Source organism: Photobacterium jeanii (assembly GCF_001650345.1).
GTDB classification, from domain to species: domain Bacteria; phylum Pseudomonadota; class Gammaproteobacteria; order Enterobacterales; family Vibrionaceae; genus Photobacterium; species Photobacterium jeanii.
The window spans coordinates 45,568-67,936 of record NZ_LVHF01000018.1; the positions used below are offsets into that span (position 1 = coordinate 45,568).

The 22,369-nt window shown below is 48.0% G+C and carries 26 protein-coding genes; 10 read left to right on the forward strand and 16 right to left on the reverse strand.

Annotated features, from left to right (window positions below; translation table 11 throughout):
- The first annotated feature begins 8 nt into the window (after positions 1-8).
- Positions 9-839 carry a carbon-nitrogen hydrolase family protein gene (locus A3K86_RS10175; protein ID WP_068330885.1) on the forward strand — a complete coding sequence of 277 codons (831 nt, stop codon included), beginning with the start codon at positions 9-11 and terminating at the stop codon, positions 837-839.
- Between the two features lie 4 nt (positions 840-843).
- Positions 844-2,292 carry a metalloprotease TldD gene (tldD, locus tag A3K86_RS10180; protein WP_068330791.1) on the forward strand — a complete coding sequence of 483 codons (1,449 nt, stop codon included), beginning with the start codon at positions 844-846 and terminating at the stop codon, positions 2,290-2,292.
- A gap of 101 nt (positions 2,293-2,393) precedes the next feature.
- On the opposite strand, the gene yjgA is transcribed toward tldD, so the two are convergent.
- Positions 2,394-2,918 carry a ribosome biogenesis factor YjgA gene (yjgA, locus tag A3K86_RS10185; RefSeq protein WP_068330792.1) on the reverse strand — a complete coding sequence of 175 codons (525 nt, stop codon included), beginning with the start codon at positions 2,916-2,918 and terminating at the stop codon, positions 2,394-2,396.
- A gap of 136 nt (positions 2,919-3,054) precedes the next feature.
- Here yjgA and pmbA point away from each other — a divergent pair, with 136 nt between their 5' ends.
- Positions 3,055-4,398, forward strand: a complete 1,344-nt coding sequence (pmbA, locus tag A3K86_RS10190) for a metalloprotease PmbA (RefSeq protein WP_068330793.1) — start codon at positions 3,055-3,057, stop codon at positions 4,396-4,398.
- Between the two features lie 108 nt (positions 4,399-4,506).
- On the opposite strand, the gene mgtE is transcribed toward pmbA, so the two are convergent.
- The 12 genes from mgtE to A3K86_RS10250 all read right to left on the reverse strand — a co-directional run bounded on the left by mgtE (position 4,507) and on the right by A3K86_RS10250 (position 14,012).
- Entirely contained in the window at positions 4,507-5,865 is a 1,359-nt protein-coding gene (gene mgtE / locus A3K86_RS10195; RefSeq protein ID WP_068330794.1) for a magnesium transporter, read from the reverse strand.
- Positions 5,866-6,264: 399 nt separating this feature from the next.
- Positions 6,265-6,540 carry an HPr family phosphocarrier protein gene (locus A3K86_RS10200; RefSeq protein ID WP_068330795.1) on the reverse strand — a complete coding sequence of 92 codons (276 nt, stop codon included), beginning with the start codon at positions 6,538-6,540 and terminating at the stop codon, positions 6,265-6,267.
- Positions 6,537-7,388, reverse strand: coding sequence for an RNase adapter RapZ (gene rapZ / locus A3K86_RS10205; protein ID WP_068330796.1), 852 nt, complete (start codon positions 7,386-7,388; stop codon positions 6,537-6,539). Before rapZ ends, A3K86_RS10200 begins: the two co-directional genes overlap by 4 nt.
- A 40-nt stretch (positions 7,389-7,428) precedes the next feature.
- Positions 7,429-7,878 carry a PTS IIA-like nitrogen regulatory protein PtsN gene (gene ptsN / locus A3K86_RS10210; protein WP_068330797.1) on the reverse strand — a complete coding sequence of 150 codons (450 nt, stop codon included), beginning with the start codon at positions 7,876-7,878 and terminating at the stop codon, positions 7,429-7,431.
- 2 nt (positions 7,879-7,880) lie between these two features.
- Positions 7,881-8,168, reverse strand: a complete 288-nt coding sequence (gene hpf, locus A3K86_RS10215; RefSeq protein ID WP_068330798.1) for a ribosome hibernation promoting factor — start codon at positions 8,166-8,168, stop codon at positions 7,881-7,883.
- Positions 8,169-8,206: 38 nt separating this feature from the next.
- Positions 8,207-9,679: an RNA polymerase factor sigma-54 gene (locus tag A3K86_RS10220; protein WP_068330799.1), complete on the reverse strand. Its 1,473-nt coding sequence runs from the start codon at positions 9,677-9,679 to the stop codon at positions 8,207-8,209.
- 51 nt (positions 9,680-9,730) lie between these two features.
- Positions 9,731-10,456 carry an LPS export ABC transporter ATP-binding protein gene (gene lptB, locus A3K86_RS10225; RefSeq protein WP_068330800.1) on the reverse strand — a complete coding sequence of 242 codons (726 nt, stop codon included), beginning with the start codon at positions 10,454-10,456 and terminating at the stop codon, positions 9,731-9,733.
- 7 nt (positions 10,457-10,463) lie between these two features.
- Positions 10,464-10,967, reverse strand: a complete 504-nt coding sequence (gene lptA / locus A3K86_RS10230; RefSeq protein WP_068330801.1) for a lipopolysaccharide transport periplasmic protein LptA — start codon at positions 10,965-10,967, stop codon at positions 10,464-10,466.
- Complete coding sequence (lptC, locus tag A3K86_RS10235; protein ID WP_068330802.1) at positions 10,948-11,511, reverse strand: LPS export ABC transporter periplasmic protein LptC; 564 nt, start codon at positions 11,509-11,511, stop codon at positions 10,948-10,950. The genes lptA and lptC overlap by 20 nt, the downstream gene beginning before the upstream one ends.
- Complete coding sequence (kdsC, locus tag A3K86_RS10240) at positions 11,508-12,062, reverse strand: 3-deoxy-manno-octulosonate-8-phosphatase KdsC (protein WP_068330803.1); 555 nt, start codon at positions 12,060-12,062, stop codon at positions 11,508-11,510. The genes lptC and kdsC overlap by 4 nt, the downstream gene beginning before the upstream one ends.
- Complete coding sequence (kdsD, locus tag A3K86_RS10245) at positions 12,062-13,033, reverse strand: arabinose-5-phosphate isomerase KdsD (RefSeq protein ID WP_068330886.1); 972 nt, start codon at positions 13,031-13,033, stop codon at positions 12,062-12,064. Before kdsD ends, kdsC begins: the two co-directional genes overlap by 1 nt.
- A 13-nt stretch (positions 13,034-13,046) precedes the next feature.
- Positions 13,047-14,012 carry a calcium/sodium antiporter gene (locus A3K86_RS10250; RefSeq protein WP_068330804.1) on the reverse strand — a complete coding sequence of 322 codons (966 nt, stop codon included), beginning with the start codon at positions 14,010-14,012 and terminating at the stop codon, positions 13,047-13,049.
- Positions 14,013-14,379: 367 nt separating this feature from the next.
- Between A3K86_RS10250 and mlaF the strand changes: the two genes are divergently transcribed.
- The 7 genes from mlaF to murA are packed head-to-tail and all read left to right on the forward strand — an operon-like array spanning position 14,380 to position 18,983.
- Positions 14,380-15,183, forward strand: coding sequence for a phospholipid ABC transporter ATP-binding protein MlaF (gene mlaF / locus A3K86_RS10255; RefSeq protein WP_068330805.1), 804 nt, complete (start codon positions 14,380-14,382; stop codon positions 15,181-15,183).
- Positions 15,184-15,200: 17 nt separating this feature from the next.
- Entirely contained in the window at positions 15,201-15,980 is a 780-nt protein-coding gene (mlaE, locus tag A3K86_RS10260) for a lipid asymmetry maintenance ABC transporter permease subunit MlaE (RefSeq protein ID WP_068330806.1), read from the forward strand.
- Positions 15,981-15,983: 3 nt separating this feature from the next.
- Positions 15,984-16,457 (forward strand): outer membrane lipid asymmetry maintenance protein MlaD, encoded by a 474-nt coding sequence (mlaD, locus tag A3K86_RS10265; protein ID WP_068330807.1) that lies wholly within the window; start codon positions 15,984-15,986, stop codon positions 16,455-16,457.
- 21 nt (positions 16,458-16,478) lie between these two features.
- Positions 16,479-17,120 (forward strand): phospholipid-binding protein MlaC, encoded by a 642-nt coding sequence (gene mlaC, locus A3K86_RS10270; RefSeq protein ID WP_068330808.1) that lies wholly within the window; start codon positions 16,479-16,481, stop codon positions 17,118-17,120.
- Positions 17,120-17,443, forward strand: coding sequence for an STAS domain-containing protein (locus A3K86_RS10275; protein ID WP_068330809.1), 324 nt, complete (start codon positions 17,120-17,122; stop codon positions 17,441-17,443). Before mlaC ends, A3K86_RS10275 begins: the two co-directional genes overlap by 1 nt.
- Before the next feature lie 19 nt (positions 17,444-17,462).
- On the forward strand, positions 17,463-17,717 hold the full coding sequence (gene ibaG, locus A3K86_RS10280) for a BolA family iron metabolism protein IbaG (protein WP_068330810.1): 255 nt from the start codon (positions 17,463-17,465) through the stop codon (positions 17,715-17,717).
- 9 nt (positions 17,718-17,726) lie between these two features.
- A complete protein-coding gene (murA, locus tag A3K86_RS10285) occupies positions 17,727-18,983 on the forward strand; it encodes a UDP-N-acetylglucosamine 1-carboxyvinyltransferase (protein WP_068330811.1) in 1,257 nt (418 codons plus the stop codon).
- Positions 18,984-19,087: 104 nt separating this feature from the next.
- Here the strand turns inward: murA and degS are convergent, their stop codons facing one another.
- The 3 genes from degS to zapG all read right to left on the reverse strand — a co-directional run bounded on the left by degS (position 19,088) and on the right by zapG (position 22,307).
- Entirely contained in the window at positions 19,088-20,164 is a 1,077-nt protein-coding gene (gene degS / locus A3K86_RS10290; RefSeq protein WP_068330812.1) for an outer membrane-stress sensor serine endopeptidase DegS, read from the reverse strand.
- Positions 20,165-20,382: 218 nt separating this feature from the next.
- The gene (locus tag A3K86_RS10295; protein ID WP_068330887.1) at positions 20,383-21,750 is read right to left on the reverse strand and encodes a Do family serine endopeptidase; all 1,368 of its coding nucleotides are present in this window, start codon (positions 21,748-21,750) and stop codon (positions 20,383-20,385) included.
- Between the two features lie 134 nt (positions 21,751-21,884).
- Positions 21,885-22,307, reverse strand: a complete 423-nt coding sequence (gene zapG / locus A3K86_RS10300) for a Z-ring associated protein ZapG (RefSeq protein ID WP_068330813.1) — start codon at positions 22,305-22,307, stop codon at positions 21,885-21,887.
- Positions 22,308-22,369: the final 62 nt, after the last annotated feature.

Sequence of the window (22,369 nt, forward strand, 5' to 3'; positions counted from 1 at the left end):
AAGCCAAAGTGAATAAAATCGGTATAGTACAAATGAACTCGGGGCGCGATCCTGAAGTGAATTTGGCAAAGCTGAAGAAGAAACTGCAAGGGTTGCAGTTGCAAGGGGCACGCTGGGTCGTCACGCCAGAAAACGCTTTGATTTTTGGGGATCGAGAAGACTATCAACGCCATGCAGAGCCATTAGGTGATGGTCCAATACAACAGGCTGTTGCAGAGCTCGCGCGTCGCTTAGAGTTATGGATTGTGGTGGGCTCGTTTCCTATCCGTCAATCGGATGGGCGTTTAACTTCCACTGCTTTGGTCTTTGATGCGCAAGGACATTTGGTGGCGCATTATCACAAGATCCACATGTTCGATGTTGAGGTCGAAGACAAGCACCATAGCTACCGAGAATCAGATACCTTCACTGCAGGCAATGACGCTGTGGTTGTGCCAACCCCCTTTGGCAATATTGGTTTGTCGATCTGCTATGATGTCCGCTTTGCACCTTTATACACTGCGCTTCGCGAGCAAGGTGCCGATATTATCGTGGTGCCAGCCGCTTTTACACGTGTTACCGGCCAAGCCCATTGGGACGTGTTGTTGCGGGCTCGAGCGATTGAAACCCAGTGCTGGGTGATTGCTGCCGCACAAGCGGGTGAGCATTTTGACGGTCGTGAGACCTGGGGGCATTCGATGGTTGTCGATCCTTGGGGGCAAGTGGTCGCTTGTCAGCCGCAAGGGCGCGGGGTGTTAACCGCAGACATCGATTTGAATTTAAGCCACACTATAAGAACAAATATGCCATTGATGCAGCATGCCAAATACAGGGTGCATCAATGCCACAACAAGAGCTGAGTAGATGACGCTAAAAACTGTAGAAAACACCATGCTGGATCAGTCGGGCATCGATCGCGACGATCTTCAACGTATCTTGGGGCAAATTGCGACCCGTGACGTTGATTACGCAGATATTTATTTCCAATCCTGCTGGCATGAATCTTTGGTGCTGGAAGATAGCATCATTAAAGATGGCTCGTTTAACATCGACCGTGGGGTAGGTGTGCGTGCGGTAACGGGTGAGAAAACAGGCTTTGCTTACTCAGATCAAATCAATGAATTAGCGCTAATGCAAAGTGCGAAAGCGGCACGTGGTATTGCCCGTCAAGGTAGCAGTGCATCAGTGAAAGCATTTGCGCCCGTTGATGCTGCTGAAATTTACGCGCCGATTGATCCGCTATCAAGCTTTGATAAGCACCAAAAGATCGCCTTACTGAAAGAAATTGATGCCTATGTTCGCAGCAAAGAGCCATTGGTGACCGAAGTTTCGGTAAGTATCAATGGTGTGTACGAACAAGTGTTAGTCGCGGCATTGGACGGTACGTACGGTGCGGACATTCGCCCATTGGTACGTCTGTCGATCAGTGTGTTGGTTGAACGCGGTGATAAGCGTGAGCGCGGCAGTGCTGGTGGCGGTGGTCGCTATGGCTACGAGTTCTTTGTTCAGCCTGAAGCGAATGGTAAGACGGTTGCGCTGAACTTTGCTGATGAAGCGATTCGCCAGGCGTTAGTGAACTTAGATGCAGAAGCGGCTCCTGCGGGTACTATGCCAGTGGTCTTGGGTGCTGGCTGGCCAGGTGTGTTGCTGCACGAAGCGGTAGGTCATGGCTTAGAAGGTGACTTTAACCGTAAAGGGTCTTCAGTCTTCTCAGGTCACATGGGTGAGCAAGTAACCTCACCACTTTGTACGATTGTTGATGATGGGACACTGGCGGATCGTCGCGGTTCAATCAACATCGATGATGAAGGTACTCCGGGTCAATACAATGTGTTGATCGAAGGCGGTAAGCTCAAAGGTTACATGCAAGACAAGCTCAATGCGCGTCTGATGGGCGTAGACCCAACGGGTAATGGTCGTCGTGAATCTTATGCTCACCTTCCTATGCCTCGCATGACCAATACATACATGCTGCCTGGTGAACACTCGCGTGAAGAGATCATCTCAAGCGTGAAGAAGGGTATTTACGCTCCGAACTTCGGTGGTGGTCAGGTTGATATTACTTCGGGTAAATTCGTGTTCTCAGCCTCAGAAGCTTACTTGATTGAAAACGGTAAGATCACTCGTCCAATCAAAGGCGCAACCTTGATCGGTAGCGGCATTGAAGCGATGCAACAAGTATCTATGGTGGGTAACGATCTCGATATCGACCGTGGTGTGGGTGTTTGTGGTAAAGCCGGCCAAAGCGTACCAGTTGGTGTCGGACAGCCAACCTTGAAGCTGGACTCAATGACCGTCGGTGGTACTGAGTGATCAGGCTTTAACTGTGATAAAACAACGCCAACATGATGCTGGCGTTGTCGTTTATGGGATATTGAAAATAGCGTTATGTCGATATCTAGCGCTCTTCTCGCTTAGTCTTCTAAGTACAGCTCTTTAAGGTACTGGAAGATTTCACGGTAAGCTTTTGCTGGCTTTTCTTGCGTCTTTTCTTTCTTCGCTTGGCGAACAAGTTGGCGAAGACGCTGACGGTCTGCATCTGGGTGATCAACCAAAATGGCGTTGATCATGCTATCGCCATTTTCGATTAGCTTGTCACGCTTTTGCTCAAGCTTTTTCAGCTCAACCGTTGCTTGTGAGTGCTTGTTTTTTAGCTTATCAAGCGCCGCTTGAATCGGCTCAACATCAATGTTGCGCATTAGCTTGCCAATGTATTGCAGTTGGCGACGGCGAGCTTCGTTTTTGAAGCGCTGCGCATCTTTGATTGCTGCTAACATTTCGTCATCAAGCGGGATTTTTGCAAGGGCGTTTGGCTTCAACTCAGCGATTTCTTCGCCAATGCGTTGTAGCTCTTCCATGTCGCGTTTCATCTCGGACTTACTTACCCAGATGATTTCTTCTTCCTCTTCCCAAGGGGCTTTTTTGTTTTTACGGCTCATAAAGGGCTCACTAACCTGATATAGATGTCGGTTTGGTGTTAATGCCTCTATTTTATCAGCTTAAACACAAATTTGGGCGCAATTTAGCGCACTGGAGTGTTATTCTAGTTATAACAGCCAAACTATAAGTGAAATTATGGACGTGAGAGAACAGGTCGTACAACAGCGTGTTGAGTTGGAAGCGGCAGTAGCAAAAGCTTTAGAACTGGCCGGTCAACAGGCCGATGCCGCCGAAGTTGCTATTAATAAAACCACGGGTATCAGTGTATCAACTCGCATGTGTGAAGTTGAAAACGTGGAGTTTAATAGCGATGGCGCGCTGGGGATCACGGTTTACCGTGGTCAACGTAAAGGTAGCGCTTCGACTTCTGACTTAAGTGAAAATGCGATTGCTCAAACCGTTGCAGCCGCGTTGGATATTGCCCGTTACACTTCAGAAGATCCTTATGCCGGTCCTGGTCCGGAAGAGTTGATGGCGCGCGAGATCCCAGATCTTGATTTGTTTCACCCTGACGAGCCAGAGCCTGACAGTGCAGCCGCGATCGCGATTGCCGCTGAGCAAGCAGCGTTGGATTACGACTCTCGCATCAAGCAGAGCGATGGTGCAAGCTACGACAGCCACTACGGTGTGCGCGTTTACGGTAACAGCCACGGAATGCTGGCAAGTTATGCATCTAGCCGCCACAGCACCAGTTGTTGTGTAATTGCTCAAGGTAAAAATGGGGAGATGGAGCGTGATTACAGCTACACCACCTCTCGCATTGCTTCTGAACTGTGGACGCCAGAGCGTGTTGGTCAACAAGCTGCCGAGCGTACCGTTGGGCGTGTTGATGCTCAAAAACTGACGACGCGTGAAGCGCCTGTGATGTTTGCGGCTGATGTTGCGACAGGTTTGTTTGGTCACCTTGTAATGGGGATCAGCGGCGCTAACTTGTACCGCAAATCATCGTTCTTACTCGATAAACTTGGCGAGCAAATTTACCCTGAGTGGCTAAATATCAGCGAGCGCCCCCACATTCTACGTGGAATGGCGAGTACCCCGTTTGATAGCGAAGGTCTGGCGACATATGACCGTGAAATTATCACCGACGGTTGTCTGCAAACCTACCTACTAACCAGCTACGCAGCGCGTAAGATGTCGATGCAGCCAACTGGGCATGCAGGTGGCATTCATAACTGGATGGTGAACTCTACTGGTGAAAGCTTCGAGCAAATGCTGAAGAAGATGGATCGCGGCTTACTGGTCACTGAATTGATGGGCCAAGGGGTCAACATCATTACTGGTGACTACTCTCGTGGTGCTGCTGGATTCTGGGTTGAAAACGGTGAAATCCAATACCCTGTGAGTGAAATTACTATCGCGGGTAACCTGCAAGACATGATGAAAAACATTGTTGCAGTGGGTAGTGATACCGAGATGCGCAGCCAAATTCAAACTGGTTCTATCTTGCTTGATACCATGAAGATCGCAGGCGAATAACTTTCCTGATAGGACGCCTTCTCTGCTGATGAGTGCGTTGCTATGGAGACAAAAAAACCGAAGGCATGACCTTCGGTTTTTTATTATCTGTGGTTTGCTAACGAGGCGTTAGACCAAGAAGACGGTGGCTAACCCGAGGAAGACCGACAAACCGACAATGTCGGTGATGGTAGTTAGCGCCATCCCTCCAGCAAGGGCGGGATCTATATTGAATTTCTTGAGCATAACCGGAATACAAACCCCAGCCACACCAGCCACAATCAAGTTGGTGAGCATTGCACCGGCAATGATAGCGCCTAGCAAGAAGTCACCTTTCCATAGTACGACCACACCGCCAATGATTAATGCCCACAAGAGACCATTGATGATACCTACGCGGGCTTCTTTGCTCAGTAGCCAGCGGGTGTTGGAATCACCGATGTGACCAACAGCTAAACCACGGATCACCAAGGCAACTGTCTGGTTACCCGCCACACCGCCCATTGACGGTACTATGGTCATGAGTACTGCGATAGCAGCCATTTTATCTAAGGTGGCTTCAAACATGTTCGATACGGATGCCGCTGCTAATGCAGCAAGGACATTAACCCCTAGCCAGATGCTACGGCTACGGGCTGATTTCATCACCGGCGCAAAGGTATCTTCTTCATCGTCCATACCCGCCATACTCATCATCGAGTGCTCAGCGTCTTCACGGATGATATCAACCACGTCATCGATGGTGATACGACCGACCAAGTGGTTATTGCTATCGACGACAGGGGCCGACAACCAGTTACGACGTTCAAACAGATTAGCGATTTCGCTGTCGTCCATATCGACTGGAATTGCTTCGTCGGCATCATCCATGACTTCACGGATTTCGGTATCTGGTTGGGTGGTGATCAAGGTTGCCAATGAAATGTGGCCGATTAGATATTCGTTTTCATCCACCACATAGAGGGAGTCAGTGGCTTCTGGGAGTTCCCCTTTCATGCGCAGATAACGCAAGACTACGTCAGCATTTACATCACTACGAATGGTGATGAAGTCGGTACTCATCATGCCGCCCGCAGTATCTTCCGGATACGCAAGGGCTTTTTCGATGCGGTGACGGTCGGTGGCATCCATTTGTGCCAATACTTCTTGGTAGCGATCATCTGGCAGGCTACGTAGAACGTAGGCCATGTCATCACTTTCCATGCCTTCGGTAACAGCAGCCAGTTTTTCTGGTGCCATCTGGGCAACGATGCCGTCTTTTACGTCTTCTGATAATTCATCAAGGATTTCACCTTGTTCTTCAGGATCGGTAAGTTGCCATAGGACTTGACGTTCTTTCGGCGGAGAGGCTTCCAGCAGGTGAGCGATATCTTCCGGCTCCATGTCTTGCAACATGCGACGGACGTGAACGAACATGCCGTTTTCCAACGCTTTGTTCACTTCCTGCAGGGTTTGATGGGTGTTGTCTTGCTCTAGTAGATCCGCCATAGATACAAACTCGGTTGTGCCATCTGAGCAATTCTCTGTAATGAGAGATTGCCGTAGTACCAAAGTAACGTCAGAGAACTGGTCAGATGGAATTGTGGTTGTCAGTCTTACGCGAGGCGAGGGACTGAAAAGGTAGTGCCATGTACCATCTCATTAAATGATGGATGGCTGAGCGCTTATACGGGTCAACGACTTCCGCAATAAGCTGAATTTTAACGCAATAATGCGGTCGTTGTCTCACCAGAATTGAGAGTCGTTGCAAAATTCATGGGACAGTCAAAAAAGCACTGAAACACCGAAAGAAAGAGATATCAGGAGATGTTGCTTGTTATCAGCAAGATAGCAGCGGATAAGCCAAGGTTAATGCTTTATCCGCGTGCTACAAATTAAAAGCTAGGGTTAGTTTTCTTCGTCGAAACCGGCTTCGATGAGGGCGATAACGGCCTCTAACGCTGGCTGAGCTTGAGGTCCTTCAGCACTTACCGTGACTTGTTGCCCTTGGGCTGACTCAAGCATGAGTAAGCCCATCACGCTGTCTGCGGTGGCTTGCTTATGCGTATTGCAGATAGTCACCGTGGCATCAAAGCTTTGCGCTAATTCAACGAGTTTGATCGCGGCGCGAGCGTGAAGCCCGAGGCGGTTTTTGATGAAAACCTCGCGGCACAACTGGCTCATATCAAGCCTTCCAAGGTACGGTGGCGAACTTGCACTTGCTGCCCAGCGTGCTCAAAGTGAGTAGCGAGCTGATCTGCCACATACACAGAGCGGTGTTGACCGCCGGTACAACCAATCGCAATGGTTAAGTAGCTGCGGTTGTTTTTCTCCAGCATAGGTAACCAAGTTTCGATGAAGTTGCGGATTTGATTGATTAGCTGGTTAACTTCTGGATGGCTAGAGAGAAATTCTTGAACCCCTAAATCCACCCCTGTTTGTGGTTTGAGCTCGGGAACCCAGTGTGGGTTTGGTAAGAAGCGAACGTCGAACACATAGTCGGCATCGGTTGGTAACCCGTGCTTAAAGCCAAAGGATTCAAACACCATGATCAGTTCGCGATTTTCACGACCTAATACCCGTGAGCGTACAGTTTCACTGAGATCATGAATGGATTGCTTGGTGGTGTCGATCACCAGGTCGGCATGCTCTTTGATGTCTGATAGGATCTGGCTTTCCGATTGGATAGCCTGCTCCAAGCTCATATTGTTACGCGACAAAGGGTGCAAGCGGCGGGTTTCGCTATAGCGTTTAACCAGTTCTTTGTCGTCAGCATCCAAGAACATCACATTGACATCGAGTTGGCTGCTCAGTGAGTCCAAGATCTTTTGAACTTCACCTGCTTGGCTCGGCATGTTGCGTACGTCGATACTGACCGCAATATCTTGTTGGTTGTTTTCAACCGTACTGATGAATTGGGGCAGTAGGTTTACCGGTAGGTTGTCGACACAGTAGTAACCGAGATCTTCGAGTACACGAAGAGCCACAGACTTTCCTGAGCCGGAACGACCACTCACGACCATTAGCATCATGGCGACATTTCCTCAAACAGCGGGGATAGGGTTAAAGACATTATGAGTCATTGGTCATGATTTGATAAAGCTCTTGATCGCTTTTAGCAGTGCGTAATTGCTTACAGATCTGCTTATCGCTGAGCTTTTCAGCCATGCTTGAAAGGGTTTTGAGATGTTCTTTGCATTGTGCGTCGGGAACGAGTAATGCAAATAGCAGGTCGACGGGTTGGTTGTCGATAGCATCAAATTCGATAGGGTTATCACATTGGATGAGTATGGCGATGGCTTCGTCACTGTGAGTGATGCGGCCGTGGGGAATGGCGATGCCATTGCCTATGCCTGTACTGCCCATTTTCTCTCGGTTGAGCATACACTCAAACAAAGGCTGGGGGTTCTGGTCCAAGCGCTGCGCAGCGATTTCACTAATGATTTCGAGGGCGCGCTTCTTACTAGAGCAATGGACTGCACTTTTAGTGCAGTCCAAGCTCAATACCGTTCTCAGTTGCATGATTAATGGCTATTGAGTTTATCTTTGTGTTTGTTGAGTTGGCGCACGAGTTTATCGGTTAGCGCGTCGATAGCGGCATACATATCTTCTGAATCCGCTTTGGCGTGGATTTCACCATTGTTAATGTGCAAGGTCGCTTCGGCAACCTGCTGCAATTTTTCAACATTTAAAATCACATGGACATTATTAATTTTGTCAAAGAAACGTTCAAGCTTTTCAAACTTAGTGTGTACATAGTCACGCATGGAATCCGTAACTTCCACATGGTGTCCTGTGAGATTGATTTGCATAGACATCTTCCTTCTGTTGGGCGTTTGAGGCGCTAAAGCTAGATCAAACGTTTACGTTGGTTCGATGGTGGGATCCCAAGTGATTCACGGTATTTGGCGATTGTTCGTCGCGCTACCATGATGCCTTGTTCCGCCAATAATGTTGCAATCTTACTATCACTTAATGGTTTCGCTTGGTTCTCTGCGGCAACCAGTTTCTTGACAAGAGCACGGATCGCCGTAGACGAGCATTCGCCGCCGTTATCCGTACTAACATGGCTTGAGAAGAAGTATTTCAGCTCAAAAATGCCACGTGGTGTATGCATGTATTTTTGGGTAGTAACCCGTGAGATGGTGGATTCGTGCATATCAACATCGAGAGCGATGTCGTTAAGCACCATTGGCTTCATAGCCTCTTCACCATATTCGAAGAAATCTTGTTGGTGTTCGACAATACATCGTGCCACTTTTAACAAGGTTTCGTTACGGCTTTCTAAGCTTTTTATGAGCCACTTCGCATCTTGTAAATGGGTGCGAATAAATTGGCTATCAGCGCTGTTACGGGTGTTTTTGCTAAGCGCTGCATACTGTTCGTTGACCTTGATCCGCGGCACGCTATCAGGGTTGATGGTGACTACCCACTTACCGTTGTCTTTAAATACCGACACATCCGGCACGACGTACTCGGTCTCTGACGAAATGACATGGTTACCCGGACGCGGGTCTAAACAGTGGATCAGCTGCATCACCGCTTTTAACTCGGGCTCTTTCAGCTTGGTCTCACGCATGAGTTGGCGGTAATCACGGTTACCGAGCAAACCAATGTGATGCTCAAGAATATGCTTGGCTTCCGCTAACCATGGGGTATCTTCCGGGTAGGTGGCCAACTGTAGCAATAAACATTCTTGTAAGCTGCGTGAAGCAACACCCAGAGGATCGAATTGCTGAATGCGTTTGAGTACCGCTTCCACTTCATCGAGTTCAACCTCTTCAACGCCAAGGCTGTCGAGGATGTCTTCGGTTGAGCAGGTCAGGTAGCCTTTTTCATCAATGGCATCGATGATTGCGGTGGCGATGGCGAGATCAGTTTCGCTAAATGGGGTCAGTTGCACCTGCCACATTAGGTAATCCTGCAGTGACTCGGTGGTTTCACCTTGGTATAGCGGCATCTCGTCATCGACGCTGATCCCAGTACTGCCAGTGCCTGCACTGTAGACATCGTCCCAAGTGGTATCAACAGGCAGATCTTCGGGCATTTCGCGTTGTTCGATCACTTCTGAGGTGTCGAAAGGTTCTGGTTCCGCATCTTGACTATTGTCTTGTGCTGAAACCTCAACCTCGTTGTTTTCGTTGGCTTTATCGTCGGTGCTGTGCTCGCTTTCATCCAGTTCAAGTAATGGGTTTGCATCGAGAGCTTCTTGGATTTCTTGTTGTAAATCCAAAGTCGAAAGCTGCAATAAGCGGATGGCTTGTTGCAGTTGCGGCGTCATTGCAAGTTGTTGGCCTAGCTTGAGCTGGAGCGAGGTTTTCATTGGTATATATGCACCTTGTCGTTATTGTTGTGCGTGCCGATCTATATCTAACTATAGACGGAACTGGTCGCCCAGATAAACACGTTTTACGTGTTCATCGTTCAGAACGTCGCTCGGTGAACCATGAGCAATTAGTTGCCCTTGGCTAACAATGTATGCGTGTTCACATACATCGAGAGTTTCACGAACGTTATGGTCGGTGATCAGAACGCCTAAACCACGATCACGTAGGTGCTCGATGATCTTCTTGATATCAATCACAGAGATTGGGTCTACACCCGCAAAAGGTTCATCAAGTAGGATGAATTTAGGGTTGGCAGCTAGCGCGCGAGCAATCTCGACACGGCGGCGTTCACCCCCTGATAATGCCATACCTAGGCTGTTACGAATGTGCTGTATGTTGAATTCATCCAATAATTCTTCCAGCTTGTCTTGGCGTTCTTCACGGCTCAACTCTTTGCGGGTTTGCAGTACCGCCATCAAGTTGTCGTGTACGCTCAGGCGACGGAAGATCGAGGCTTCCTGTGGCAGATAACCGATACCCATGCGTGAACGGTTGTGCATGGGTTGAAGGCTGATATCAACATCATCAATGGTGATATTGCCTTCATCACGCGCAACCAAGCCCACGATCATGTAGAACGAGGTAGTTTTACCTGCACCGTTTGGCCCAAGGAGGCCTACGATTTCGCCTGATTTCACTTCAAGACTTACATCCGACACCACTTTACGGCCGTTGTAGCTTTTCGCGAGATGTTCTGCTTTTAACGTTGCCATGTCGTGCTTATTTCTTATTCGAGTTGAGTTGGTTCGGCTGCAAGATAGTGGTGACGCGTTTCTTATCGCCACTTTGTGCCGCGAGTTTTTGTTCATCAATTTTATAGGTGATGACTTTACCGCGGATCTCACTGCCGTCTTGGATCAACAAGGCTTCGTTGGTCATTTTCAGAAACTCGATCGAGGTTTCGTAGCGCATTTCTAATGCTTCACCGTCGATAGGTTTACCGTCATCCATTACTTGATGGAAAGTCGCAGGTTTACCATAAGCGTCAATCACTTCTTGACCGCTTTTACCGCCAGGACGCGTTACCACGACTTTATCTGCGCGAATATCGATACTGCCTTGGCGCAAAATAACGTTACCGGTAAAGGTCACGGTATTGTTTTGCATATCAAGATCCTGCTTATCAGAATCAATGTAGATAGGCTGCTCGGTATCGTTGCTTAGTGCCCAGCTTGATGCGCTGATACACAGGCAAAGTAAGGTACTAATTTTGAATAGATTCATATCTACCTTTTACGTTTTTAAGTAGGGTCGCCACACTGCGATCCATGTTCCCTGTCATTCCATCACCTTCGTTAATAAAGGCATCGCCCGTCATGGTGACATGATCAGAGGTATCAAAATCTTTGCTGATCAAATCGATACGTAAGGTATCGGTTTGAATCACTTTTAAGGTCGACTCTGGCAGTAAGTTGAAGATCCGAACATTACCTTTCATGTAGAGGATCTGATCTTGATCGAGTGTGGCATCATTAGAACTGATACGCCACTCGGTCTCGCTACCGTCACGAAAGACCCAGAGTACAGGCTTAGTAAAGTCGGTATCGCCAGTGCTACTGAAGTGCTCAAGATAATCCGAGTCAACTTGATAGCTACGAACACCCGCTTCGGTATAAGCGGTATTGGTGACCACGCTACCAGTAAACATTGGCTTTTCAGCATCAGGGGTTACCTGAACATCGTCTTGCCAATATTTGTCGAATAAATAAAAGCCTGTCACTACACACACGATAAACGCGAAGGTGTAGAGCAGCTTGTGTAAGGTCATATACTTAAACCTTTATGTTTGTCGAGTTCGCCTTTCGCTTCGAGGATCAGGTCGCACACTTCACGTACCGCACCGTAGCCACCTTGAATACGCGTCACGAAGTCAGCACGGCGTGCTAACAGCGGGTGACCATCAGCGACACAAACCGACAGACCCACTTTTTCCATCACAGGCCAGTCAATCAAGTCATCACCGATGTAAGCGGTGTGCTCGGGTGCAATATTCAGGTTGGCTTGAATATCTGCATAGGCAGCCAGTTTGTTGTCTTGCCCTTGGTAGACATGCTTGATGCCCAACGCAGACATACGGTTTTCAACGATCGCTGACTTACGACCAGTAATAATGGCGATTTCAACGCCAGCACCCATGAGCGACTTAATACCGTAGCCATCACGGGTATGGAAGGTTTTTAATTCTTCACCTTCGTTACCCATGTAGATGCGACCATCAGAAAACACACCGTCGACATCACAGATCAATAGGCGGATTTCTTTCGCACTGTGATATACGTTTTGACCAACAGGGCCGTAAATAGTTTCGATTTGCGCCATTACATTACTCCGGCTTTTAGCAGATCGTGCATGTTTAGCGCACCAACCAGCTGGTTGTTTTCCGTTACCAGCAGGCCATTAATTTTCTTATCTTCCATCACTTTTAATCCTTCCGCCGCTAAGATGTTTGGCGAAATGGTTGATGGGTTGCGTGTCATTACCTCACCAATGGAGGTGTTATGAATATCAACGCGATTATCGAGTAAACGGCGTAGATCACCATCGGTGAAGATACCCGTTAGGAAGTTGTTGTCATCAACTACCGCCGTCATGCCAAGACCTTTCTTCGAGACCTCAAGCAGCGCGTCTTTGATGGTTGCTTGCTCGCTAACGATTGGCAGTAGATCGCCTTTGTGCATCACGTCACTAATACGCATGAGTAGTTTGCGTCCGAGTGCGCCACCTGGGTGCGAGAGGGCAAAATCGTCAGCAGTAAAACCGCGCGCTTCCATCACCGCAATTGCCAGGGCATCACCCATAACCAAAGTCGCTGTGGTGCTTGACGTTGGCGCTAAGTTTAGTGGGCAGGCTTCTTTCTCGACCGTAATTTGAAGATGAATTTGGGCAAACTTCGCCATGCTTGATTCTGGCTTGCCCGTCATGCTGATCAGCGGGATCCCCAAGCGTTTGATCACAGGCAAGAGTGCCATGATCTCAGATGCCTCACCTGAGTTGGAAATTGCTAGTACCACATCGTCTTCGGTGATCATCCCGAGATCGCCATGGCTGGCTTCACCAGGGTGAACGAAAAACGCAGGTGTACCTGTACTTGCCAGGGTCGCGGCAATCTTGTTACCGATATGACCTGACTTACCCATACCCATGACGATCACTTTACCTTTACATTGGTAAATTAGCTCACAGGCTGCAGCAAACTCACTATTGATGTACTGCTGAATGTTGTGCAGCGCATCGACTTCAATTTCCATTACTTTGCGCCCGTGAGCGCAAAAATCAAACATGTGCGACATCATAGAATCTCCGTTAAGCGGCTACATTATAAAACAGATAAGCCTGATAGGCGATAAAGCAGCACACAAGGATACCACCTTCTATACGGTTGATTTGACGACGCTTTCCAAGAGCCATGAGTACCAACAGTACCGATACTGCCAACATGACGTAGAAGTCACGTCCCATGGCGAGTGGACTGAGTACCGATGGGTTTAAGATTCCAGGGATACCCATTACCGCTAGGATGTTAAAAACGTTCGAGCCGATGATGTTGCCGACGGCCATGTCGTCTTCGCCTTTGAAGATGCTGGCGATAGAGGCAGCAAGCTCTGGCAGGCTAGTACCGATAGCGATAATCGTCAGACCGATCACCAAGTCACTCATGCCGAAGTGTTTAGCAATCACGACAGCGGAATCAACTAGCATGCTCGCGGCGTAAGGTAACAGAACAAGACCAACAATCACCCAGATAGTTGCAGCGGTATTGCTAACACCATCAGGGATTTCGGACTCTTGCTCCTCTGCAAGGGGATCACCGCTGGCTTTGGCTTTACGGCTGATATGAAGCATGGCGAGCAAGAAGGCCACAAATAAAATGACCAGCAAGATGCCTTCCATAAAGCCAAGGTGGCTGTCCCATAGCAGAGCACCTGCGATAAGGGTGACGACCATCATCAGCGGTAGCTCACGACGGATAATGTCAGAGCTAACAGCAAGAGGTTTGATAAGCGCGGTTAAACCCAAAATAAGGGCGATATTCGCAATGTTTGAACCCAGCACGTTACCGACTGCAGTATCCGTTTTTCCTGCAAGTGCAGCCGTTGCTGACACCATCATTTCAGGTGCAGAAGAGCCCATTGCGAGAATGGTCATACCGATGATTAACGGTGCAACGCCAAGGTTTTTTGCCAGTGCCGCGGCACCAAACACTAGACGATCTGCACTCCACACCAGTAACGCTAAACCGATACAAAGTAAGACAATGGCTTCAAGCATTGATATCCCTTTTTGAATTTAATTAAATTAAATGTGTTAAGAGAGCAATTTTGACGTTTAGCTGGTCAAAAGGGAAGGATAAACACGGTGAAATTCTTATGATTGTTTCTCATATTTTGTGAATATGAAGTGATAACCCTTTAATAGAGCGTCAATCGAGCACGATGACCGCTTCGCGATTCAGTTTCTTACAGTGTTGTTGATTTCGCTAATTGACCAGCAATTTACGAGGAAATAACTGGAAACTGACAGTTATTTTCTTGAGTTGCATGTATTATCTTTATTATTATCTGTCGCTTATCTTTTTTGCTATGCAGGTAGCTAAGTAAAATGAGAGTTTCAGGATGCCCTTGCTAACAGGAATGTTATGACGCCAACCGATTCGCTTGTATCGATCAAAAACCTGACTTTTATGCGTGGTGAAAGGCGTATTTTTGATAACGTCAGCATTGAAGTACCCAAAGGTAAAGTGACAGCCATTATGGGGCCGTCCGGGATCGGTAAAACCACATTATTACGCTTGATTGGAGGTCAGCTTCAGCCTGATCACGGTGAGGTGTTGTTCGACGGTCACAATATTCCAGCCTTGAGCCGTAAACAGCTGTACCAAGTGCGTAAACGCATGAGTATGTTGTTTCAATCTGGCGCCTTGTTCACCGACATGACGGTGTTCGACAATATTGCTTTTCCCCTTCGTGAACACACTGATTTACCCGAGGACTTATTGCGCACCTTGGTGTTGCTGAAATTGGAAGCCGTAGGGCTGCGGGGTGCGGCTGAACTTATGCCTAATGAGTTATCGGGGGGGATGGCGCGTCGTGCTGCGCTCGCACGTTCAATTGCGCTAGACCCAGAGCTCATTATGTACGACGAACCTTTTGTCGGCCAAGACCCCATCACCATGGGTGTGCTGGTGAAACTGATCCGCGATATGAACCAAGCTTTGGGGGTTACATCTGTGATTGTCTCGCACGATGTCCCAGAAGTAATGAGCATTGCCGATCAAGTGTATTTACTCTTTGACGGTAAAATTATTGGTGGCGGTAGCCCGGATGAATTACGTGCCAACCAAGACCCGCAAATACGACAGTTTCTGGATGGGAATGCCGATGGACCTGTTCGTTTTCAATACCCAGCGCAGCCATTGGCTGAATCGCTGTTTTCTTCATAATTTAAAGGCGGTCATGAATGATTGATTGGATTCGCCGTCTAGGTCGTATCACCTTAGAACGTTGTGAGGCGATTGGTCGCGCAACCTTAATGTTGTGGGGCGCACTTTGGTGTCGTCCGCAACCAGCCAAAATGTGGCCTTTGCTTCTGACGCAACTGTACTCCGTAGGTGTTCGTTCAGTGGCAATCATTTTGGTTTCAGGCTTATTTATCGGCATGGTGTTGAGTCTCCAAGGCTTTATTGTGCTGGTGGATTTCGGCGCGGAAACCAGCCTAGGTCAGATGGTGGCTTTGTCGCTGTTGCGCGAATTAGGTCCTGTGGTAACAGCATTGCTGTTTGCAGGGCGTGCAGGCTCTGCACTTACGGCAGAAATTGGCTTGATGAAAGCAACAGAGCAACTATCTAGTATGGAAATGATGGCGGTTGATCCGCTGCGCCGTGTGATTGCGCCGCGCTTTTGGGCGGGAGTGATCTCGATGCCACTACTGGCGATGATTTTCATTGCCGTTGGTATCTGGGGCGGACAGCTGGTTGGTGTTGATTGGAAAGGAATTGATTACGGCAGTTTCTGGTCGGTGATGCAGTCGTCTGTCGAACTGGGTTATGACATCGGCAACAGTTTAATCAAAGCGTTAGTCTTTGCGATTACAGTAACTTGGATTGCGGTCTTTAATGGTTACGATGCTGTACCAACCTCGGAAGGGATCAGTCAGGCTACCACGCGTACCGTGGTGAACTCATCACTGGCAGTATTGGGGCTAGACTTTGTACTGACCGCGCTAATGTTTGGGAATTAATAGATGCAAACAAAAAAAACAGAACTTTGGGTTGGCGCTTTTGTATTGGCAGGCATTGTTGCCTTGCTGGTTTTGATCTTTCAGGTCGCTGATGTGAAGAGCTTAGGTAACCGTGACAGTTATAACCTGACTGCCCATTTTGACAATATTGGTGGCTTAAAAGTCCGTTCTCCGATCAAAGTGGGTGGTGTGACCGTTGGGCAGGTAAACAGTATTACCCTAGATAGCGAAAGCTATACCCCAGTTGTTGTTATGGCTATCGACAAGCAATACGGTTATTTCCCTGAAACGAGCTCGGCGGCAATTTTGACCTCGGGGTTACTGGGTGAGCAATACATAGGGATCAGCCCAGGCTTTGTCGATGACGATATTGAAATGCTGGGCAATGGCGATTTGATTGAAGACACCAAATCCGCATTAGTATTAGAAGATATGATCGGTCAGGTGCTGTATAGCATTGGCGGCGATGATAAATAGCGCATTGAAAGGAGTGACACCATGATTCGAGCATTACTGATTAGCGCATTAGGTCTGTTGCTGAGCGTGACAAGCGCAGTGGCGGCAACCGTTGATAAAACCGATCCTTATAAAATGATGGACGTGGTGTCGACTACCATGTTCGCCCGTTTGAAAGCTGAGCAGGCACAGATCAGCCAGAATCCAGAGCACTTGCGTGTTGTGGTACAGCAAGAGTTACTTCCTTATGTAAACAGCCGTTATGCCGCTTATAAAGTATTAGGTCCACAATTAAAGAAAACGACCAAAGAGCAGCGCAATGCGTTTGTGGCGGCTTTTACTGACTACCTTGTTGCATCGTATGCGCAAGTGCTGACCCAGTACACGGACCAAGAAATTAACATTGAACCTGCCAAGGCTGTACCTGCAGATCGCAGTATAGTGTCAGTGCGGGTTGATATTATCGATAAGCAGCGTCCACCGATTCGTTTGGACTTCAAACTGCGTAAGAACAAAAAGACTAACGAATGGCAAGGCTACGATATGGTGGCGGAAGGGGTGAGCATGATCTCCACTAAACAGAGTGAATGGAGTGGTCAGCTTCGCACTGAAGGGGTTGATGCTGTAACTAATACCTTGAAAACATTAGCCGCTAAACCAATTCGTCGTGAGGCGAAAAAGTAATGGCGACGCCAACCACGCTAACTGAGGTCAAATGGCAAAAGCGAGCTGACGGTGATTATTGCTTGTCAGGTCGCTTAGAACGTGACACAGTCTCCGCATTTTGGCGACAACGTGCCGCTTGGCTGCCGACAGAAAGCCAAGTGACGCTCGATTTGTCTGCGGTTGAACGCGTTGATTCAGCGGGCATGGTAATGCTATTGCATCTTTGCCAAGCCGTTGCTCACTCTGGTGGACACTTAACGTTGCACCATGTGCCAGAGCAACTCAATACCTTGCTTCGCCTTAGCCATGTGGATTCATTATTCGCTGCCAACATCACCTGAGCAGCAAAGAGGAAAGATTGTGGAAATCTCTGAAATTAAACAACTTCTTGAAAACGCCTTAGAACTTGATGAAGTCATTGTGAAAGGTGAAGGTAGTCATTACGAAGTGATTGCTGTTGGTACTATGTTTGAAGGCATGAGCCGTGTGAAAAAACAGCAAGCGATTTATGCCCCGTTAATGGCACAGATTTCATCGAATGAAATCCATGCGCTAAGCATTAAAACTTACACGCCTGAAGAATGGGCTCGTGACAAAAAATTGATGTCACTATAAGAGGTTATGATGCAGAAATTTCGAATCCAGGGCGGTGGCCCACTGAGCGGCGAAGTCTCCATTTCTGGTGCTAAGAATGCAGCATTGCCGATCTTGTTTGCTGCGCTATTGGCTGAAGAGCCAGTTGAAGTAGCGAACGTACCTAAGCTACGTGACATTGATACCACTATGGAATTATTGGGCCGCTTAGGTGCTAAAGTTTCGCGTAATGGTTCGGTGCACGTTGATGCGAGTGGCGTTAACGAGTTTTGTGCTCCGTATGACTTAGTGAAAACCATGCGTGCATCTATTTGGGCTTTGGGTCCATTAGTGGCTCGCTTCGGTCAAGGTCAAGTATCGCTACCGGGTGGTTGTGCGATTGGTGCTCGTCCTGTGGATTTGCACATTAGCGGTCTAGAGCAACTGGGCGCGAGCATTACCTTGGAAGAAGGTTATGTGAAAGCGACGGTAGACGGTCGTCTGCAAGCTGCTCATATCGTAATGGATAAAGTGAGCGTTGGTGCGACAGTGACTATCATGTCTGCGGCAACCCTTGCGGAAGGCACGACTGTGATTGAGAACGCAGCGCGTGAACCTGAAATCGTTGATACCGCTGATTTCTTAAATGCATTGGGTGCCAAGATTTCTGGTGCGGGTACTGACACCATTACTATCGAAGGTGTTGAGCGTCTTGGTGGTGGTTATCACCGCGTGGTTCCGGATCGTATCGAAACAGGCACTTTCTTGGTGGCTGCTGCGGTATCTGGCGGTAAGATCCTTTGTCGTAACACGCGTCCATCGCTGCTAGAAGCGGCGCTAGCTAAGCTAGAAGAAGCGGGTGCGGCGATTGAAACTGGTGAAGACTGGATCAGCCTTGATATGACTGATCGTGAGCTGAAAGCGGTAAACATCCGCACAGCACCACACCCAGGTTTCCCTACCGATATGCAAGCGCAGTTCTCACTATTGAACTTGATCGCAAAAGGGACTGGTATCATTACCGAAACGATTTTTGAAAACCGTTTCATGCATATCCCAGAGCTTATCCGTATGGGCGCTCACGCTGAAATCGAAGGTAACACTGTTATTTGTGGTGATACTGATGGTTTGAGCGGTGCACAAGTGATGGCGACCGATTTGCGTGCTTCTGCAAGCTTAGTTATTGCGGGTAGCATCGCTGAAGGTGAAACCATTGTTGATCGTATCTACCATATCGATCGTGGTTACGAGCACATTGAAGAAAAGTTCAGTGGCTTGGGCATGAAGATTGAGCGCATCGACGGTTAATCTTTTGGGCTAACGAGTCAAAGCTCGGTCACGCTAGATTTAAAAACGTCTCGCAATTGCGAGGCGTTTTTGTATCTGGAGGCTTTTGTAACAGAAGGTAATGACTACGGCAGCTCTTCTGTTGGGTCGTCACCAATTAACACATCGATGAAGATCGGCTCACCTTTACGTAATGCTTTGATTTTAGCTCGAGTGCCAGGGCGCAAATCAGTCACGATATCTTGGACGTTACGTTTACCCGTCACTGGTTTCCCGTTAATTTCAAGAATAATGTCTTGAATTTGGAAGCCTGCGCGTTTGGCTGGACCGTTAGGATCCATCCCCATCACAATTACCCCATTGATTTGCTCGGCATCGTATAAGCGTGCCATCACAGGGTTGATTTCACGGCCGTCAATGCCGATATAACCGCGGATCACGCGTCCATCGGCAATCAGTTTGTTCATGATTTTATGGGTCAACTCATAAGGAATCGCAAACGAGATCCCGTAAGTTTCAATATCGGTTGCTTGCTGGAATGAGGCGGTGTTAATACCAACCAGTTCACCTCGGGTATTTACCAATGCGCCACCAGAGTTACCATTGTTAATGGCGGCATCGGTTTGTAAGAAATCTTGGCGACCGTAAAAACTCATCCCAGCACGACCAGTGGCGGAAATAATGCCATAGGTTGTGGTTTGCCCTAGGTTGTAGGGGTTACCTATGGCCAATACCACATCACCAACCGCTGGGGTGTATTTAGCATTGGTTGGGATCACGGGTAAGTTTTCTGCTTGGACTTTCAGTACCGCGATATCGGTACGGCGGTCTTTACCTATTAGTTGCGCGGTGAACAGGCGACCATCTTGGAGTGCAACAATGACCTGATCGGCTTCGGCAACAACATGGTAGTTGGTGACGATATAGCCTTTATCACTCATGATCACCCCAGAGCCAAGTCCTTGGGTACTGAGCTTGAGTTGGGCTTCCGCGTTGTAACGGCGGTTGTAGATATTGACCACGGCTGGAGAGGCACGGCGTACCGCATAATTAAATGACAGCTGAGCAGCATTGAGCGGTTTATTGTCCGCGATGCTGACTTCTGGGGTGGTCATTTTGGTACGTAAGTCGGGGATGGCTATAAGTAAGGCAGCAGCTGTGATCACACCGAGTACAATCGAGCGAAGAATAAATGCCAGCATTAATGCTCCTAACTTAACATCTTGATCCTAATGGCGTGAGGATATCATTGTGTCGCCTTCAGCAACAAGTATTGTTCAATTTGTGTGAATACTCACTGACGAAGTCTTTGAATAAATGCTTGGCGCAGATGAATATGGCTGTATTTGAAAGAGAGTGATATAAAAAATCACCGCCGGTTGCCCAGCGGTGATGATTCATTAATTTATCGCGATCGGTATTAACGGATCACTAGGTATAGCACTGTGTTATCTCGTTGCACTTCTAGTGCTAATACATTCGGTTGCTTGTCGAGCGCTTTACGTAGCTCACCGAGGTTGCGAATTGGCTGACGGTTAAGACCAATGATGATGTCATCTTTTTGAAGGCCATAACGTGCAGCCATCGAACGCTCATCAAGGTTAGTTACCTTGACACCTTTTACGCCATCGCTGCTAGTCGTATTTGCAAATTCAGCACCAGCCAGACCTTTGTGAAGGCTGTCGGCTTTCACTTTTGCTTGGCTTGATTCACGCAAGGTAACTTTGAAGGTTTTCTCTTTGCCATCACGTACCACGCCGAGGGTCACTGTTTTTCCCGCACCTAACGTCGCAATTTTCGCTCGTAGCTCACCAAAGGTTTGGATTTGTTTGCCGTTAATCGAGGTGATGATATCACCAGCTTTTAAACCAGCTTCTGATGCTGCTGAATCCGGCAGTACTTGGCTAACAAAGGCGCCGTGGTTGGTTTCATAGCCAAAGGTTTCGGCGAGCTCTGCGGTGAGTTCGCCACCTTGTACCCCAAGCACACCACGTTTGACTTCGCCAAACTCAAGGATTTGCTCGCTCAAGCTTTTCACCATGTTGGCTGGGATCGCAAAGCCAATCCCTACGTTGCCGCCATTAGGACCAAGAATCGCGGTATTGATACCAATCAGCTCACCGTTTAGGTTCACCAAGGCACCGCCCGAGTTACCGCTGTTAATCGCGGCATCAGTTTGAATAAAGTTTTCAAAGTTCTCGATATTAAGACCACTGCGACCAAGGGCTGAAATAATCCCCGAGGTAACCGTCTGACCTAGGCCAAATGGGTTACCAATGGCAACGGCAAAGTCCCCAACGCGTAGGCTATCGGAGTCGGCAATTTTGATTTCGGTAAGGTTATCGGCATCTTCGAGTTTGAGGAGCGCGATATCTGACATCTTATCGCTGCCAATTAACTCGGCATTGACTTCACGTCCATCGGATAACTGAACCAAGATGGTGTCAGCACCCTCGATGACATGGTGGTTAGTGACGACATACCCTTTCTTGGCATCGACAACCACGCCTGAACCTAAGCCGCGGAAAGGCTGTTCGCGAACTTGCTCGGTAGGGAAGTCAGGACCAAAGAAAAAGCGGAAAGATTCTGGCACACGTTGACGAGAAACGTGCTTGCCTTCGATTGCAATGCTGACAACAGCCGGCGTCACTTGCTCTAGCATCGGCGCTAGGCTTGGCATTTGTTGATTATTGACTGTTAGGGGCAGGGCTGCTGTGGCGGTAACTGGGGTAAGTATAGAACTGATACCTAATGCTAACGCACTTAAAACAAGCAAAGGTTTTTTCATCATGAAATACTCCGGTATTACAAGTGTTTGTATGACTCGTAAACCGGAGTGAAGTTCAAAAAAATCGCATTTTACGCAAAATAGTCTATGCGATATTTTGCTGTGATTTTCATTAAAGTATTGGCTGGAAAGGCTTAGCTTGCCTTTGGCGCTTCAACAATTTCTTCAGGCTTATCTTTTAATAAACCGGTCGCACCGTTCGCGTAGTCACGCGGTTGATCAGCCACTTCAGGTGTGTCTTTTACCGGCTCTAGGGTGCTGATGCGATGCGCGAATGGGTTATCTTGCGCAGGTAGGTTTGGCATCAACTCGGTTGATGTTTTCGCCATGTGCTCGTAAAGCTTGCTGTAGTCTTTCGCAATGTTATCTAGCAGCTCAGCACTGCGAGCAAAATGATCTACCAATTCTTGACGGTATTGCTCTAGTTCGTACTTTGATTTATCAAGATCTTTTTGTAGTTCTTTCTGCTGCTTAAGGCTTTTATTGCCTAAGCGAGCTGCGAAAATGCCAATCAGTGCACCCGCAGCAAAAATGAGTAGCGCATAAATCCAAGCCATGAAAAACTCCTTTTGACTGAATTAAAAACGAGGTTAATGCCTGTGTATTAACTATACATGCA